The following is a 16,234-nucleotide window of genomic DNA, read 5'->3' on the forward strand; positions in this document are numbered from 1 at the left end:
AACATGAAACATTTAAATAAAATAGTATTAGTTGCTTTAGCTGCTACGATGTTTAGCTGTGATCAGGATTTTGACAATCCGGTTGAAGACATTAAAGTAACAGCAGGTGAAGCTGACTTTCAAAAATACATTGCGTTAGGAAACTCGTTAACTTCTGGTTATAGAGACAATGCATTGTACCGTTCCGGTCAAGAAAATTCTTATCCGAATATGTTAGCCGGATTAATGAAAGCTGCAGGTGGAGGAGAATTTACAACTCCTTATATGCCAAATGATACAGGTGGATTTACCGATTTACCTGGCTTTCCGGGAAAATTAAGTTTACAAATCGTAAATGGAGCTTTAACTCCTGTGCCAAGTGCTCCCGGAGCGGCATTGGATTTTTTAGCGGATAAAGGAAAATTCCAAAATATGGGGGTTCCGGGTGCAAAATCATACCATTTAGTTGCCCCAGGTTATGGAAATCCTGCAGGATTAGCAGTAGGAAAGGCAAATCCGTATTTTGTTCGTTTTGCAAGTGGACCTTCTGTTTCTGTTGTAGCTGATGCTGTAGAACAAGAACCTACATTTTTCTCTCTATGGATTGGAAATAATGATGTATTGGGGTATGCAACAAGTGGTGGTACCGGTGTAGATCATAATGAAACAGGTAGTTTAGTTGCCGCAGATTATAATTCAAATGATATTTCAAATGCGACAGTAGTTGCAGGGGCTTTAGAACAAATTATTGCTACAATGACGAATTCTGCAAAAAAGCCAAAAGGTGTTATTGCGAATATTCCTTCTGTAACATCGATTCCATATTTTACAACTGTACCGTATAATGCAATTACTGGTTTAACAGATGTGCAGATATCAGGTTTAAATACTGCTTATGCGCAATACAATGGTGGATTAGCATTAGCGCTTAAGAATAATTTAATTAATCAGGCAGAGTATGAACAACGTTTAATTAAACCATTTACAGCAGGAGCAACTCAAAATGCATTAGTAATAATAGATAAAGATTTAACAAATTTATCAGCTTTAGGATTAAATAGTTATAGACAAGCGACTTCGAAAGATTTAATTACGCTAACAGCATTGCCTTTGTTAAGACAAGGTTATGGTACACAAATACAAATGCCAGATCAATATGTTTTAACAGAAAAAGAAACGGCAAAAGCTGAAGCGGCAGTAACGAAATACAATGCTTCAATAGCAAGTTTAGCAACAAAATATAATTTAGCATTGGTGGATGCATATTCTGAAATGAAAAAATTAAGTTCTAGTTCAGGTATTAAGTATTATGGACAAACTTATACAACAACTTTTGTTTCGGGAGGAGCCTTCTCTTTAGATGGAGTTCACTTAACAGGAACAGGTTATGCTATTGTAGCTAATATGTTTGCAGATGCAATTAACAGAAAATATCAATCGACATTAAGACATGTTTATCCGGGGAACTACCCGGGAATAGCTATTCCTTAATTATTATTCAATAAATTATAAAAGACTATCTCGTTGAGGTAGTCTTTTTTTTGTTGAAGAAATGGTCGTTTAGAAAATAATAAAAGCAAACCCAATGGTTTGCTTCTATTTGATATCTGTTAAAATCTAGCTTACTTCAATTCTTCATTTCGCATAAATTCTTCTGCTTTCTCGACCATATTTTTTGATCCGCAAAAGAAAGGAATACGTTGGTGTAATTCTGTTGGCTCGATATCCATAATACGTTTAAAACCATCTGAAGCTTTACCTCCTGCTTGTTCCGCGATAAAGGCCATAGGATTACATTCGTATAATAAACGCAATTTACCATTTGGATTATTTGTTCCCGAAGGATAAATGTAAATTCCTCCTTTCAACATGTTTCGGTGAAAGTCGGAACAAAGGGAACCGATATAACGAGAAGTATACGGACGGTTATCTTCATCTGCCTGGCAGTATTTTATGTAATTTTTAACGCCTTGCGGGAATTTGACGTAATTCCCTTCGTTTACCGAATAAATATTTCCATCTTCCGGAATGCACATATTCGGATGCGATAAGTAAAATGTACCGATTCCCGGATTTAAGGTAAATCCGTTAACCCCTTTTCCTGTCGTGTAAACCAACATGGTCGATGTACCATAAATAACATAACCGGCAGCAACTTGTTTATTTCCGGGTTGTAGAAAATCCTCTATTGTAACAGGTGTTCCTGGTTCTGTAACACGGTGGTAAATAGAGAAAATAGTTCCTACGGAAACGTTGACATCAATATTAGAAGAACCATCTAAAGGGTCAATTAATACAACGTATTTACTGTTTTTAGAATTTTTTGAAGGTTGAATTGCAATAAAATCTTCATTTTCTTCTGAAGCGATTCCGCACACAACTTCACGTTGCGATAAAGTTTCTATAAATGTTTCATTTGCAAAAACATCCAATTTTTGTTGTTTTTCTCCTTGGACATTTTCATTTCCGAATTCACCTAATATACTAACTAAACCAGCTTTGTTGACTTTGTAATTAACAACTTTTGTCGCTAATTTAATAGAACTCAGTAGTCTGGATAGTTCTCCGGATGAATAAATAAAATCGGCTTGATTTTCTATGATAAACTCTCCGAGAGTTTGATGAGAATTTGTGTTCATAATTATGTTTTGCTCGTCAAATATCGGAATAAAAACTTAAATGCTCATCATTTCAAACGTTTGAAATTAATCTAAATACATGAAAACCATCATGCAAATTTATTTTTCATTTTAATTTGATTCGGTCAAGATATAATTTGTAGTTTGGTTATATTTGCAAGTTAATAAATTGTAAAAAAAGTTTTTATAGAAATGAAAGTTTTCAAATTCGGTGGTGCCTCTGTAAAAGATGCAGCCGGCGTTAGAAATGTTGCAGAATTGCTGCAATCTGTTGGTTACGAAAATACATGCGTGATCGTTTCTGCTATGGGCAAGACAACAAATGCATTGGAAGAAGTAGTCAAACGTTATTTTGAAAAGGACGATTTCGAGAAAACAATTAATGATGTTAAGGAGCAACACATTACTTTAGCAAAAGAATTATTTGATAATCCAACAGAAGTTTCGAATGAAATTTCACAGTTTTTTGATGACATTGTATCATTTCTGAGACGAAACAAATCACCGAATTACAGTTATGTATATGATCAAATCGTTTGTTGTGGAGAGTTAATCTCGACAAAAATTATCAGTATGTATCTTAATTCGATAAAGATTCACAATGAGTGGTTAGATGTTCGCGATTATATCAAAACAGATAATACATACCGCGAAGGAAAAGTAAATTGGACATTGACGGAAGAAAATATCACAAAGCTGCCACAAACAGGCTTATTTATAACACAAGGTTTCCTAGGGTCGGATCTTAATTTCTTTACAACGACTTTAGGGCGTGAAGGATCAGATTATTCGGCTGCGATCTTTGCATATTGTTTAAATGCTGAAAGCATGACCATTTGGAAAGATGTACCGGGTGTTTTAAATGCGGATCCGCGCTATTTTGATAAGGCAGAGTTGTTGCATCACATTTCGTATGAAGAGGCAATAGAATTGGCTTATTATGGAGCTTCTGTTATTCACCCGAAAACGTTACAACCTCTTCAACAAAAGAAAATTCCTTTCTTCGTCAAATCATTTATCAATCCGACAGAAGCAGGAACAGAGGTTGCAAAAGGTCAACCATTAGATCCGAAAGTTCCTTGTTTCATCTTGAAAAGGGATCAGCACTTGGTGCGTTTATCAAGTAAGGATTTTTCGTTTATTACAGAAGATAAATTGAGCGGTATCTTCAATAAATTGTATGATTATCAAATCAAAGTAAATTTGATGCAGAATTCAGCAATTTCACTATCTTTATGTTTAGAGGATAAATACAACAACTTAGATAAGTTTGTAGCAGATATGAATGAAGAATTCAAAGTACAGGCAGAAAACAATGTTTTATTGTACACAATTCGTCATTTCAATTCCGACTCAGACAAAGTTGTATCAAAAGAAAAAGAGTTATTGCGTCAAACCGTACGCGAAACATTACAAATCGTTGTAAAAGCTTAAATGAGTTTAATTACTACACAAGATATCTATTCAGCATCAGGCCTTTCTAAAATTGGAGTTTTAGGAAAACCCGTCGCTTGGGCATTGAAAAAAATTTTTAGTATAGATCAGCTAAATGATTTATATAACCGGGGAAAACATTTAGAATGTGAACCTTTCTTAGATTATTTAATAGATGACATGGGAGTGGAGTATGAAATCCACGAAGAAGATTTGAAACGTATTCCAAAAGAAGGTCCGTTTATCCTTATTTCTAATCATCCGTTAGGTGCATTGGATGGAATTATTTTGATGCATTGCATGTCAAAAATTCGTCCTGATTTTAAGGTAATGGGTAATTTTTTATTGCAAAAAATTAAACCGTTAGATCCTATGATTATTCCGGTTAACCCTTTCGAAACACGAAAAGAAGCCTACAATAGTCTTTCGGGAATGCGAGATGCGTTAAAATTATTGAGAGACGGAGGGTGTTTAGGTATTTTTCCGGCAGGAGAAGTTTCGTACCGCGATGATGAAAGCAGAATTATTGACAGAGAATGGCAGGAGTCAGCAATGAAGTTGATTAAGAAGGCTAAAGTTCCTGTTGTTCCAATGTTTTTTAGAGCGAGAAATAGCAATATTTTTTACCGGGTGGCAAAACTTCATCCGGATTTCCAAACGGCGATGTTGCCTGCGGAAATGATGAAGAAGCGAACTCGTCCAATTCAGATTCGGATCGGGAAACCAATCTTACAAAAACAGCAAGACGAACACGAAACAATTCAAGATTATTCAGCTTTTTTGAGAAAGAAAACCTACATGCTTTCTTCTTATTATAAACAGAAAAGAAGTTTTACAGAGGTTCTGAAAAATCCGACAAATATTGAATTGAAAATTCCGAATTTACCAAGTTTATCTTCTTCAAATAAAAAGGTTAAACCTGTTATTTCTGAAACATCTTTAGAATTGTTGAAGCAGGACATTATAGAGTTACAAAAAGATGAACAGGCGTTATTGTTTACCAATAATAATTACGAATGTTTTTTTGCAACCGCTCAGCAAATTCCAAATATTTTAAGAGAAATCGGACGTTTACGTGAAATCACTTTCCGAGCGATTGGAGAGGGAACAAATGACGAAATTGATTTGGATAGATTTGATAATCATTATCATCATTTGTTTTTATGGGATAAGGAAACAAACAAGATAGTAGGAGCTTATCGTATGGCAATTGGTTCAGAAGTGTATGAAAAATATGGAATCAACGGGTTTTATGTGAATGAATTATTCAATTTCGATCCGGAAATTCATCCTTTCTTTAAAAAATGCATCGAAATGGGACGTGCTTTTGTTTCGGCTGAATATCAACAAAAACCAATGCCGCTGTTCTTGTTGTGGAGAGGGATTGTACATGTTACATTGAGAAATCCAAATCAAAAATTTATTATAGGTGGTGTGAGTATTAGTAATCAGTTTTCTGATTTTTCGAAATCATTGATGATCGAGTTTATGAAATCTCATTACTATGATTCAACAGTTGCACAATATGTGAGAGCCAAAAATGAATATAAGGTTAAGCTGAAAGAAGAGGATAAAGAATTTATTTTTGATGAGTCTGAAGCGGATTTGAATAAATTTGATAAATTGATTGATGAACTTGAGCCTAATATGTTGCGCTTGCCGGTTTTGATTAAAAAATACATCAAACAGAACGCGAAGGTTATTGCGTTTAACGTTGATCCGAAATTTAATGATGCAATAGATGGTTTAATGTACATCAGAGTTTCGGATATTCCCGAGTCGACTGTTCGTCCTGTTCTGGAAGATATTCAAGCAGAATTAGACCGTAAAATACAATCAGGAAAATTTGATGGGAATCTACTATAAGATTCCCATTTTTTTATATATATTCATTTGAAATTTTATTTATGCGTGTTTAGTTAGATAAAATTGTTCATTTGACTTGTGTATAAAATTATTCTAAATCCATGAAAGGACTAATTTCTATAGTATTCTTATCAGTTTTAATTATTCATTTAAATTGTTATTCAAAAGCCACAAAAAACAATACAACAGAAAGGAAATATATATTTTTTCTACACAACAAATTTTTAGAAGAGAATCCGGATGGAACTTATGAGTCAAACTATGGAGTGAAAGCAGAGTACTCAAAGATTTTAGAATCGTTTAGGAAAGATGGTTTTGTGGTGATTAGTGAAAAGCGAAAATCAAAGACAAATTGGATTGAATATGCACAAAAAGTTAAAATTCAGGTTGATAGTTTAATTTCACAAGGTGTAAAACCGAATCATATCACAATAATAGGGACTTCTAAAGGCGGTTATATTGCTCAATATGTTTCTACTATAGCAAAAGAACCTAATCTGAATTTTGTTTTTATTGGAGCTTATCAAAATTCTGATATTGAAGATACTCCAGAAATAGAGTTCTGTGGAAATATTTTGAATATTTATGAGAAATCAGATGAATATGGAGTTTCCGCAATAAGAAGAAAAGAATTGTCTAAACTTCCGGTTCCACACTTTAGAGAAATTGAATTAAACAATGGACTAAAACATGGCTTTTTATACATTGCTTCTGATGAATGGATTAAACCATGTAAAATGTGGGCAAATGGGAATTATGAACTAAAACCATAAAAAAATGCGTTTAACTTAGTTAAACGCATTTATATTTTAGCTTCGCTTGAATTATTTAGCTACTGCTGTAGAGTCAGCTGCTGGAGCTACTGCTGTAGAATCAGCTGTTGGAGCTACTGCTGTAGAATCAACTACTGCAGAATCAACTACTGCTGTTGCAGAATCTGTAGCTGGTGCTTCTTCTACTGGTGCTTCTTCAGTTTTCTCTCCACAAGATACTGCTCCTAATGATAAAGCTGCTACTGCAACTACTGCGAAAAATTTTTTCATTTTTTTAATTTTAATCGTTTAAACAAATTTGTTATTTGATGAATCAAAGTTAAGATGGATTTGACCTAATGTGATAAAAAACTATTGTAATTATTTTGTAAAACAATTTCTGTTTTACAAAAAACATGATATCAGTTGTTTATGTGCTTTAGTTTTCCGAAATTATAAAATTGTCTACATAAAAAAATCCTCAAAAATGATAGATTTGAGGATGAATTCTTATCTCTATACAAGGTGTTATTTCATAACTTGTGCTTCTAATTTGAATTTTTCGATTTTAGTTGAAATTAAATCTAATCTCAAATTATGGATACTTCCGATATGTGAAGTCTGAAATTCTTTGTGTGGAATATATGTACCGTTTTCAACAGATAAACCAACTTCTTTATAGGCATCACGGAAAGGAGTTCCATTTTTAATCGCTTCGTTGATATTTTCCACGGTATAAATAGGGTCATATTTTTCCTGATTTATATAATTATCTTTGATTTGAAGTTGTGGAATTGCAAATGTTAAAATATCAATGATGTTGTCAAACTGCATCATGGGTTCGAATAAAATTTCTTTCAAAATTTGATAATCACGATGATATCCGCTAGGCAGGTTGTTAATTGTCATGGTGATGTCATTTGGTAAAGCCTGAATTCGGTTACAATGTGCACGAGTCAATTCAAAAACATCCGGATTCTTCTTGTGAGGCATAATAGATGAGCCGGTTGTCATTTCGTTGGGCAATTTTACAAAAGCCAAATCTTGAGAATTGTATAAAACCAAATCATAAGACATTTTAGACAATGTTCCGCAAATCATAGCCAATGCAGTGGCAACAGATTTTTCTGTTTTTCCACGTAGCATTTGTGCACCGACAGAAGAAACTAACATTTCAGAAAAACCTAATTCTTGTGTTGTTTGTAAACGATCAATAGGGAAGCTCGTTCCAAAACCGGCTCCCGAACCTAAAGGGTTTTGGTCGGCAATTTTATAGGCAGCTTCAAAAAAATATAAATCTGTTAATAAACTTTCGGCATATGCAGAAAACCATAGGCCAAAACTGCTTGGCATTGCTGCCTGAAAATGTGTGTACCCCGGTAATAAATGGTTTTTGAATTCGTCTGCTTTTTGTAAGAATACCTCAATTAAATTGATTATTTTTTCTGTTGTTTGTTTTAAATACTCTTTTTCAAAAAGTTGTATTGCAACTAAAACTTGATCATTTCTGGAGCGCGCAACGTGGATTTTTTTTCCTGCATCTCCGGTTCTTTCAATTAAGAAAGCTTCAATTTTTGAATGGATATCTTCGTAGCTTTCGTCTATTTCGAAATTATTTTCAGCAATTAAAACCAAGACTTCATCCAATGCATTTTGCAAAGCATGATTCTCTTCATTTGTAATCAAACCCGCTTTTGCCAGCATGTTCGCTTGCGCTTTTGATGCCAACGCATCATATTTTGCGAGATGAGCATCTAATTCTCTGTCTTTCCCAACAGTAAATTTTTCGATTTTATCATGAATGGTAAAACCTTTGTCCCAAAGTTTCATATTTATAATAATGAATTAAGGGCGCAAAGGTAATAAAAACTTGTATAATATTGCATTAAAACTGTATAATTATTAATATTGTTTAATATTTATTCATTTTGAATAATATGAATTGATTTTAAAGATTGATTAGACGATTGATATCATTTTTAAAGATTGATTATTGAATAGTTATTAAATTTTAGATATAATTCAATTTCGTAAAAAAAAGATACAAAAATTGTGAAGTTGATATTTTGAGAAGCCTTAAATTTTTAACTTCTGTTTTTTTACGTTTAAAACCTTGTTAAAGTGAAATTTACACCTTTTTTATAATAATTCTAAATTATTAAAATATAACTAAAATATATCATTCTTTGATGAAAAATCATTACTATAAACGTAATTTTGTGTGCCAATTTATAAATAAATACAGGTTTGTTTAGACGATTGACAACATGGAAATTTAAATATTGATATGGTTTTTAAACGTTTTTGTTTTTGATTTACTGATAGTTAATGTTTAAAAGTTGCCTCGAAGAAAAATTAAATACTTAGTTTGTATTCTGATAACAGTGGTTACCTATGCCAAAAATGGTTTTCGATGAAAAAAATTTGTAGTATAAGATGTGACGATACAACGAAGTAGTATAAGTATATAGTTCATTTTGATTGATTAAAATTAAGTGTAAGTAGCTTGGTTTTAAACAATCTTTAATATTAAAAAAGAAAAGATAAATAATTATGAGTCTTTACCAAGAGTATCTTAACGAAATTGAAGAAAGAAAAGGTCAAGGTTTACATCCAAAACCAATTGATGGTGCAGAATTACTAAGTGAAATCATTAATCAAATTAAAGATGTTAACAACGAATACCGAGAGGATTCTGTTAAATTCTTTATCTATAACACATTGCCGGGAACAACTTCTGCTGCAGGTGTAAAAGCAAAATTTTTAAAAGAAATTATTTTAGGAGAAGCGGAAGTTGCTGAAATTACACCAACTTATGCATTCGAATTATTATCTCACATGAAAGGAGGACCATCTATCGAGGTTCTTTTAGACTTGGCTTTAGGAAACGACGAAGCAATTGCTAAACAAGCTGCGGAAGTTCTTAAAACACAAGTTTTCTTGTATGATGCAGATACAGCGCGTTTAGCGGATGCTTTCAAAGCAGGAAATGCAATCGCAAAAGATATTTTAGAAAGTTATGCAAAAGCAGAATTCTTTACAGAATTACCTGCTGTTGCAGAAGAAATAAAAGTTGTGACTTACATTGCTGCTGAAGGTGATATTTCGACAGATTTACTATCTCCGGGTAACCAAGCACACTCTCGTTCTGATAGAGAATTGCATGGTCAATGTATGATTACGCCAGCTGCTCAAGCTGAAATCAAAGCTTTACAAGCGCAACACCCAGATGCCTCTGTGATGTTAATCGCTGAAAAAGGTACAATGGGAGTTGGTTCTTCTCGTATGTCAGGTGTTAACAACGTGGCGCTATGGACAGGAAAACAAGCGTCTCCTTATGTTCCTTTTGTAAATATCGCTCCAATTGTTGCAGGTACTAACGGAATTTCTCCAATTTTCTTAACAACAGTAGATGTTACAGGTGGTATTGGGATCGATTTGAAAAACTGGAAAAAACAAGTAGATGCAAACGGAGAAGTTGTTCGTAACGAAGCTGGAGATCCGGTTTTAGAAGAAGTTTATTCAGTTGCTACAGGTACTGTTTTAACAATCAATACAAAAACTCAAAAATTATACAACGGAGACCAAGAGTTAATAGATATTTCAAGATCATTGACTCCTCAAAAAATGGAATTTATCAAAGCAGGTGGTTCTTATGCGATTGTTTTTGGTAAAAAAATTCAAACATTTGCTGCTCAAACTTTGGGTATCGAAGCTCCTTTAGTTTTCGCTCCTTCAAAAGAGATCTCAAATGATGGTCAAGGTTTAACTGCTGTTGAGAAAATCTTCAATAACAATGCAGTTGGATCTACTCCGGGAAAAGTTTTACATGCGGGTTCTGACGTTCGTGTTAAAGTAAATATTGTAGGTTCTCAGGATACAACAGGTTTGATGACGTCGCAGGAGTTAGAAGCTATGGCTGCTACAGTTATCGCTCCTACAGTGGATGGAGCTTACCAATCAGGATGTCATACAGCTTCAGTTTGGGACAAAAAAGCGCAAGCTAACATTCCGAAATTGATGAAATTTATGAATGACTTCGGTGTAATTACTGCACGTGACCCTAAGGGTGAATACCATGCAATGACTGACGTTATTCACAAAGTATTAAATGATATTACGATTGACGAATGGGCTATCATCATTGGTGGTGATTCACACACGCGTATGTCTAAAGGTGTTGCTTTTGGTGCCGATTCAGGAACGGTAGCTCTGGCTTTGGCAACTGGTGAAGCATCTATGCCAATTCCGGAATCTGTAAAGGTTACTTTCAAGGGAGAGATGAAACAACACATGGATTTCCGTGATGTGGTTCACGCTACTCAAGCACAAATGTTGAAACAATTTGATGGTGAAAACGTCTTCCAAGGTCGTATAATTGAGGTGCATATCGGAACGTTATTAGCGGATCAAGCGTTTACGTTTACTGACTGGACTGCAGAGATGAAAGCGAAAGCATCTATCTGTATTTCTCAAGATGACACCTTAATCCAATCGTTAGAAATTGCTAAATCTCGTATTCAAATTATGATCGAGAAAGGGATGGATAATAAAAACCAAGTGTTACAAGGATTAATTGATAAAGCAAACAAACGTATCGAAGAAATTAAGTCTGGCGAAAAACCAGCTTTAACACCTGATGCAAATGCTAAGTACTATGCAGAAGTTGTGATTGACTTAGATATCATTGAAGAGCCAATGATTGCCGATCCGGATGTTAACAATGTAGATGTCTCTAAACGTTATACACACGATACAATTCGTGACCTGACTTATTATGGAGGAGATAAGCATGTAGATTTAGGGTTCGTAGGATCTTGTATGGTACACAAAGACGATTTAAAAATTGTTTCTCAAATGTTGCGTAATGTAGAAAAAGCAAATGGGAAAGTTGAGTTCAAAGCTCCTTTAGTAGTCGCAGCTCCTACATATAACATCATCGATGAATTAAAAGCGGAAGGAGATTGGGAAATGTTACAAAAATACTCAGGATTTGAGTTTAGTGATTTATTACCAAAATCTACAGCTCGTACGGAATATGAAAATATTATGTACTTAGAGCGTCCTGGTTGTAACTTATGTATGGGTAATCAGGAGAAAGCTGAAAAAGGAGATACTGTAATGGCTACGTCAACTCGTTTATTCCAAGGGCGTGTGGTTGAAGATAGAGATGGTAAAAAAGGTGAATCTTTATTAGCGTCTACTCCCGTTGTTGTGTTGTCTGCTATTTTAGGTCGTATTCCAAGTATAGAAGAGTACAAAGCGGCTGTAGAAGGGATTAACTTAACGAAGTTTAAACCAATTTCTATGAATTAATTCGTCCGCATTTTCACTGCAAAACGTATTGATATAAATTTAAACCGAGACTATCGTTCACCGATAGTCTCGGTTTTTTTATAGACTTTTTATATGGTTGTTTAAAAACAAGTTAGAATTGATTTAAATAAGATTATTGATTGTTTAAGAGGTGTTAATTAATAAATAATTCAGTATATTGGGGTATGTTTTTTGATGAATTTAAACCAATAAAATAAAAACAGTAATTATGGCATTTGATATAAATATGATTAAAGGCGTTTATGCCAAAATGCAAGAACGTGTAGATGCTGCGAGAAGTATCGTAGCTCGTCCTTTAACTTACTCAGAAAAAATTTTATATGCCCATTTGTTTGATGGACAACCAACGCAAGCATACACAAGAGGCGAGTCTTATGTGGATTTCGCTCCAGATCGCGTAGCGATGCAGGACGCAACTGCTCAGATGGCTTTGTTACAGTTTATGCAAGCAGGTAAAGTAAAAACGGCAGTTCCGTCTACGGTTCATTGTGATCACTTGATTCAGGCTAAAGTTGGTGCTAAAACCGATTTACAAGAGGCAATTAATAAATCTTCAGAAGTATTTAACTTTTTGGAGTCTGTGTCGAATAAATATGGAATTGGATTTTGGAAACCAGGTGCCGGTATTATTCACCAAGTTGTTTTGGAAAACTATGCTTTTCCGGGAGGAATGATGATTGGTACTGACTCACATACCCCAAATGCAGGTGGATTGGGAATGGTTGCAATTGGTGTTGGTGGTGCTGATGCAGTTGATGTAATGTCAGGTATGGCTTGGGAATTAAAAATGCCAAAATTAATTGGTGTCAAATTAACCGGTAAATTATCTGGTTGGGCAGCCCCTAAAGATGTTATTTTAGAGGTTGCGGGACGTTTAACTGTAAAAGGTGGTACCGGAGCAATTGTAGAATATTTTGGAGAAGGTGCAGAGTCTTTATCTGCAACAGGTAAGGGAACAATCTGTAACATGGGAGCTGAAATTGGAGCAACAACGTCTATTTTTGCGTATGATGATGCTTCTGAGAGATATTTGAGAGCAACAGACCGTAATGATGTGGCTGATGCTGCGAATGAACATAAATCATATTTACGTTCGGATGATGAAGTATATGAAAATCCAAAAGACTATTACGATCAATTAATCGAAATTAACTTATCAGAATTGGAACCTCGTCTGAATGGTCCTTTTACACCAGATTTAATGACGCCGGTTTCAAAAATGAAGGAAACTGCAGCTGCCAATGGATGGCCATTAGATGTGGAGTGGGGATTAATAGGTTCTTGTACGAATTCTTCTTATGAAGATTTAACTCGCGCAGCTTCAATTGCTCAACAAGCAATTGACAAAGGCCTTGTAACAAAAGCCGCTTTCGGGATTAATCCAGGTTCTGAAGTTGTTCGTTATACCGCAGATCGTGATGGATTATTAAAAACGTTCGAAGATTTGAATGCCGTGATTTTTACAAATGCCTGTGGACCATGTATTGGTCAATGGGATCGTGAAGGTGCTGATAAAGAAGAAAAAAATACAATTGTTCACTCATTCAATCGTAACTTCAAAAAACGTGCAGATGGAAATCCAAATACCTATGCATTTGTAACTTCTCCGGAAATGGTTGCAGCAATTGCAATTTCTGGTCGTTTAGATTTTAATCCATTGACGGATAAATTGGTCAATAAAGACGGCGAAGAAGTTATGTTAGATGCTCCAAAAGGTGAAGAATTACCAGGCAAAGGGTATGCATATGAAGATAACGGATATCAAGCACCGGTAGAGGATGGTTCTCATGTAGAAGTGATTGTTAATCCTAATTCTGAACGCTTGCAATTATTAGAAGGATTCAAACCTTGGAATGGGGAAAACATTATGGGTGCTAAATTATTAATCAAAGCATTTGGGAAATGTACAACAGATCACATTTCTATGGCTGGTCCTTGGTTGCGTTTCAGAGGTCATTTAGATAATATTTCGAATAATACATTGATTGGAGCTGTAAATGCATTCAATCAAGAAACAAATTCAGTTAAAAACCAATTGACAGGAGAGTATGGAGCTGTTCCTGATACTGCTCGTGCATACAAAGCGGCAGGCGTTCCTTCTGTAATTGTTGGAGATGAAAACTATGGGGAAGGCTCTTCTCGTGAGCATGCGGCAATGCAGCCCCGTCATTTAGGTTCTGTCGCTGTTCTGGTTCGTTCTTTTGCACGTATTCATGAGACAAATCTTAAAAAACAAGGAATGTTAGCCTTAACATTTGCTGATAAAGCGGATTATGATAAAGTTCAAGAAGATGACACAATCAACTTTATTGATTTAACAGAGTTCGCTCCGGGAAAACCACTGACAATAGAATTGGTACATACAGATGGTTCTAAAGATTCAATTTTAGCAAATCATACGTATAACGCACAACAAATTGAGTGGTTTAAAGCCGGTTCTGCATTGAATTTAATTAAAGTGCAGCAAGCAAAATAATTCATTTAATTTATTATAAAACAAAAGCCGATGTATTTCTACATCGGCTTTTGTTCTTTAAACACAATAAAATTTGATTTTTTTATTGTGTTTAAAAATAATTAAGCATAAAAAAAACCTCAATCAAATGATTGAGGTTTTAAGCAGTGGTGCCTCCAGGAATCGAACCAGGGACACAAGGATTTTCAGTCCTTTGCTCTACCAACTGAGCTAAGGCACCGCCTTAATTGTGATGCAAATATAGAGCGAAAATCTGTTCTGCCAAACATTTTCTAAAATATTTTTCATCTGTAAAAGCTATCTTGTTCATTTACCGAGAAATAAAATTTTATTTTTTTTATCTTTGCAGAAAAAAATGAAGTTTTAACATTTTAATAGATAATTAACAACTCATTTTTGCAATCTAATTTTTACAATTCGCAACAAATCATCATATTTGCGTCTTAGAATTCTATTATACATTCATAATGAAGTGGATCATTTGTAGTTTATCACTTTTTAGTGTGGTAACAGTAAAAGCTCAATCAATATCAGTTTCTCCTTATTCTGCTTATGGAGTAGGTGAGCAATTATTCGATAATAATACTGAACAAGCTGGTATGGGCGGTATTTCAACAGTTCCTACGAATCCTTACGGACAAAGTGCAAATTTTGCAAATCCGGCAGCTAATCAAAACTTGCGTATGACAACTTTTAATGCGAGTGGAAGTGGAACCAACTATAGTTTCAAATCTGGAACAGACAAAGAAAACGCTGGTCGTTTTAACGTTTCAAATATCTCATTGGCTTTTCCGGTAGGTGAAAAAGGAAGTTTTGGTTTAGGATTTCAACCTTATTCAGCTTTAGGATATGATATTATGACAACTTCAGAAAGAAATAATATCAAACAGAATGTTCAAATGAAAGGAGATGGTGGACTAAATAGTATTCATGCTTTTTATTCTAGAAACCTTACCAAAGAATTTTCTTTAGGTTTACGTGTGAATTATTTATTTGGAGAGTTGAAACGTAATGAAATTTTAGCCGTAGAAGGAGCTAGTTTGGCTGTGGATTATAGTGATAAGTCTAATTATAGAGGGGCTCAGTTTACGTTAGGATCAATGTACACAAAGAAAATAGGGAAAACACACAACTTGAATCTTGGAGCAACCTATACTTTAGGGACTAATCTAAGAACAGACGTGACCGATCTTACAACAACATACAGCTATATTGGAACAACTCAGTCTTCTTTAGACACCATTTCAATTATCAGAGTAGATAACGGTAAAACAAAAATCCCACAAATGTTTACATTAGGAGCTTCATACTCTAAAGACAATACTTGGTCGTTAGCGATTGAAGCAAAGTATAACAATTGGAAAGATTTCTCTCAACCGCTAGAAGGGCAAAATAGCACGATGTCTTCAAGTGTTGATTATAAGAACAATGTACGTTTAGCTGTCGGAGGATATTGGATTCCTGATTACAACAGTTATAAAAGTTATTTTAATCGTGTGACTTATCGTGCCGGAATGTATTACCAATCTGCACAATATTCTATTCATGGGACAGATATAGATTCTTATGGAGCAACATTAGGATTTGGATTCCCAATCGGGAAACAGAGTGATGGTTCTATGATGAATATTTCTTTAGAATACGGACAAAAAGGAAAAACAACAAACAACTTAATCAAAGAAAATTATTTTGGAGTTAAAGTTGGGTTTGATATAAATGATATTTGGTTTAGAAAAAGAGTTATTGACTAA

10 protein-coding genes and 1 tRNA gene are annotated in these 16,234 nt (G+C 34.4%); 7 read left to right on the forward strand and 4 right to left on the reverse strand.

Annotated features, from left to right (window positions below; all coding sequences use genetic code 11):
• Nucleotides 1–3: 3 nt before the first annotated feature.
• Complete coding sequence (locus tag H277_RS0111105) at nucleotides 4–1,470, forward strand: SGNH/GDSL hydrolase family protein (RefSeq protein ID WP_019975669.1); 1,467 nt, start codon at nucleotides 4–6, stop codon at nucleotides 1,468–1,470.
• A 131-nt stretch (nucleotides 1,471–1,601) separates the two neighbouring features.
• Here the strand turns inward: H277_RS0111105 and fbp are convergent, their stop codons facing one another.
• Entirely contained in the window at nucleotides 1,602–2,618 is a 1,017-nt protein-coding gene (gene fbp / locus H277_RS0111110; RefSeq protein WP_019975670.1) for a class 1 fructose-bisphosphatase, read from the reverse strand.
• A gap of 192 nt (nucleotides 2,619–2,810) precedes the next feature.
• Here fbp and H277_RS0111115 point away from each other — a divergent pair, with 192 nt between their 5' ends.
• From H277_RS0111115 to H277_RS0111125, 3 genes are all read left to right on the forward strand, one after another.
• On the forward strand, nucleotides 2,811–4,052 hold the full coding sequence (locus tag H277_RS0111115) for an aspartate kinase (RefSeq protein WP_019975671.1): 1,242 nt from the start codon (nucleotides 2,811–2,813) through the stop codon (nucleotides 4,050–4,052).
• Nucleotides 4,053–5,918, forward strand: coding sequence for a GNAT family N-acyltransferase (locus tag H277_RS0111120; protein WP_019975672.1), 1,866 nt, complete (start codon nucleotides 4,053–4,055; stop codon nucleotides 5,916–5,918). It abuts the gene before it with no gap.
• A gap of 101 nt (nucleotides 5,919–6,019) precedes the next feature.
• Nucleotides 6,020–6,691: a hypothetical protein gene (locus tag H277_RS0111125; RefSeq protein WP_019975673.1), complete on the forward strand. Its 672-nt coding sequence runs from the start codon at nucleotides 6,020–6,022 to the stop codon at nucleotides 6,689–6,691.
• Nucleotides 6,692–6,742: 51 nt separating this feature from the next.
• On the opposite strand, the gene H277_RS0111130 is transcribed toward H277_RS0111125, so the two are convergent.
• Both H277_RS0111130 and argH read right to left on the reverse strand, forming a co-directional pair.
• Entirely contained in the window at nucleotides 6,743–6,961 is a 219-nt protein-coding gene (locus H277_RS0111130) for a hypothetical protein (protein ID WP_019975674.1), read from the reverse strand.
• 237 nt (nucleotides 6,962–7,198) lie between these two features.
• A complete protein-coding gene (gene argH / locus H277_RS0111135; protein ID WP_019975675.1) occupies nucleotides 7,199–8,500 on the reverse strand; it encodes an argininosuccinate lyase in 1,302 nt (433 codons plus the stop codon).
• A 723-nt stretch (nucleotides 8,501–9,223) separates the two neighbouring features.
• Between argH and H277_RS0111140 the strand changes: the two genes are divergently transcribed.
• Nucleotides 9,224–11,986 (forward strand): bifunctional aconitate hydratase 2/2-methylisocitrate dehydratase, encoded by a 2,763-nt coding sequence (locus tag H277_RS0111140; RefSeq protein WP_019975676.1) that lies wholly within the window; start codon nucleotides 9,224–9,226, stop codon nucleotides 11,984–11,986.
• Nucleotides 11,987–12,215: 229 nt separating this feature from the next.
• Complete coding sequence (locus H277_RS0111145; RefSeq protein WP_019975677.1) at nucleotides 12,216–14,483, forward strand: aconitate hydratase; 2,268 nt, start codon at nucleotides 12,216–12,218, stop codon at nucleotides 14,481–14,483.
• A 147-nt stretch (nucleotides 14,484–14,630) separates the two neighbouring features.
• Here the strand turns inward: H277_RS0111145 and H277_RS0111150 are convergent.
• Nucleotides 14,631–14,703 (reverse strand) — tRNA-Phe (locus H277_RS0111150).
• A gap of 247 nt (nucleotides 14,704–14,950) precedes the next feature.
• Between H277_RS0111150 and bamG the strand changes: the two genes are divergently transcribed.
• Complete coding sequence (bamG, locus tag H277_RS0111155) at nucleotides 14,951–16,234, forward strand: BamG family beta-barrel-assembly machinery protein (protein ID WP_081623214.1); 1,284 nt, start codon at nucleotides 14,951–14,953, stop codon at nucleotides 16,232–16,234.

This window comes from Empedobacter brevis NBRC 14943 = ATCC 43319, from assembly GCF_000382425.1.
GTDB classification, from domain to species: Bacteria; Bacteroidota; Bacteroidia; order Flavobacteriales; family Weeksellaceae; genus Empedobacter; species Empedobacter brevis.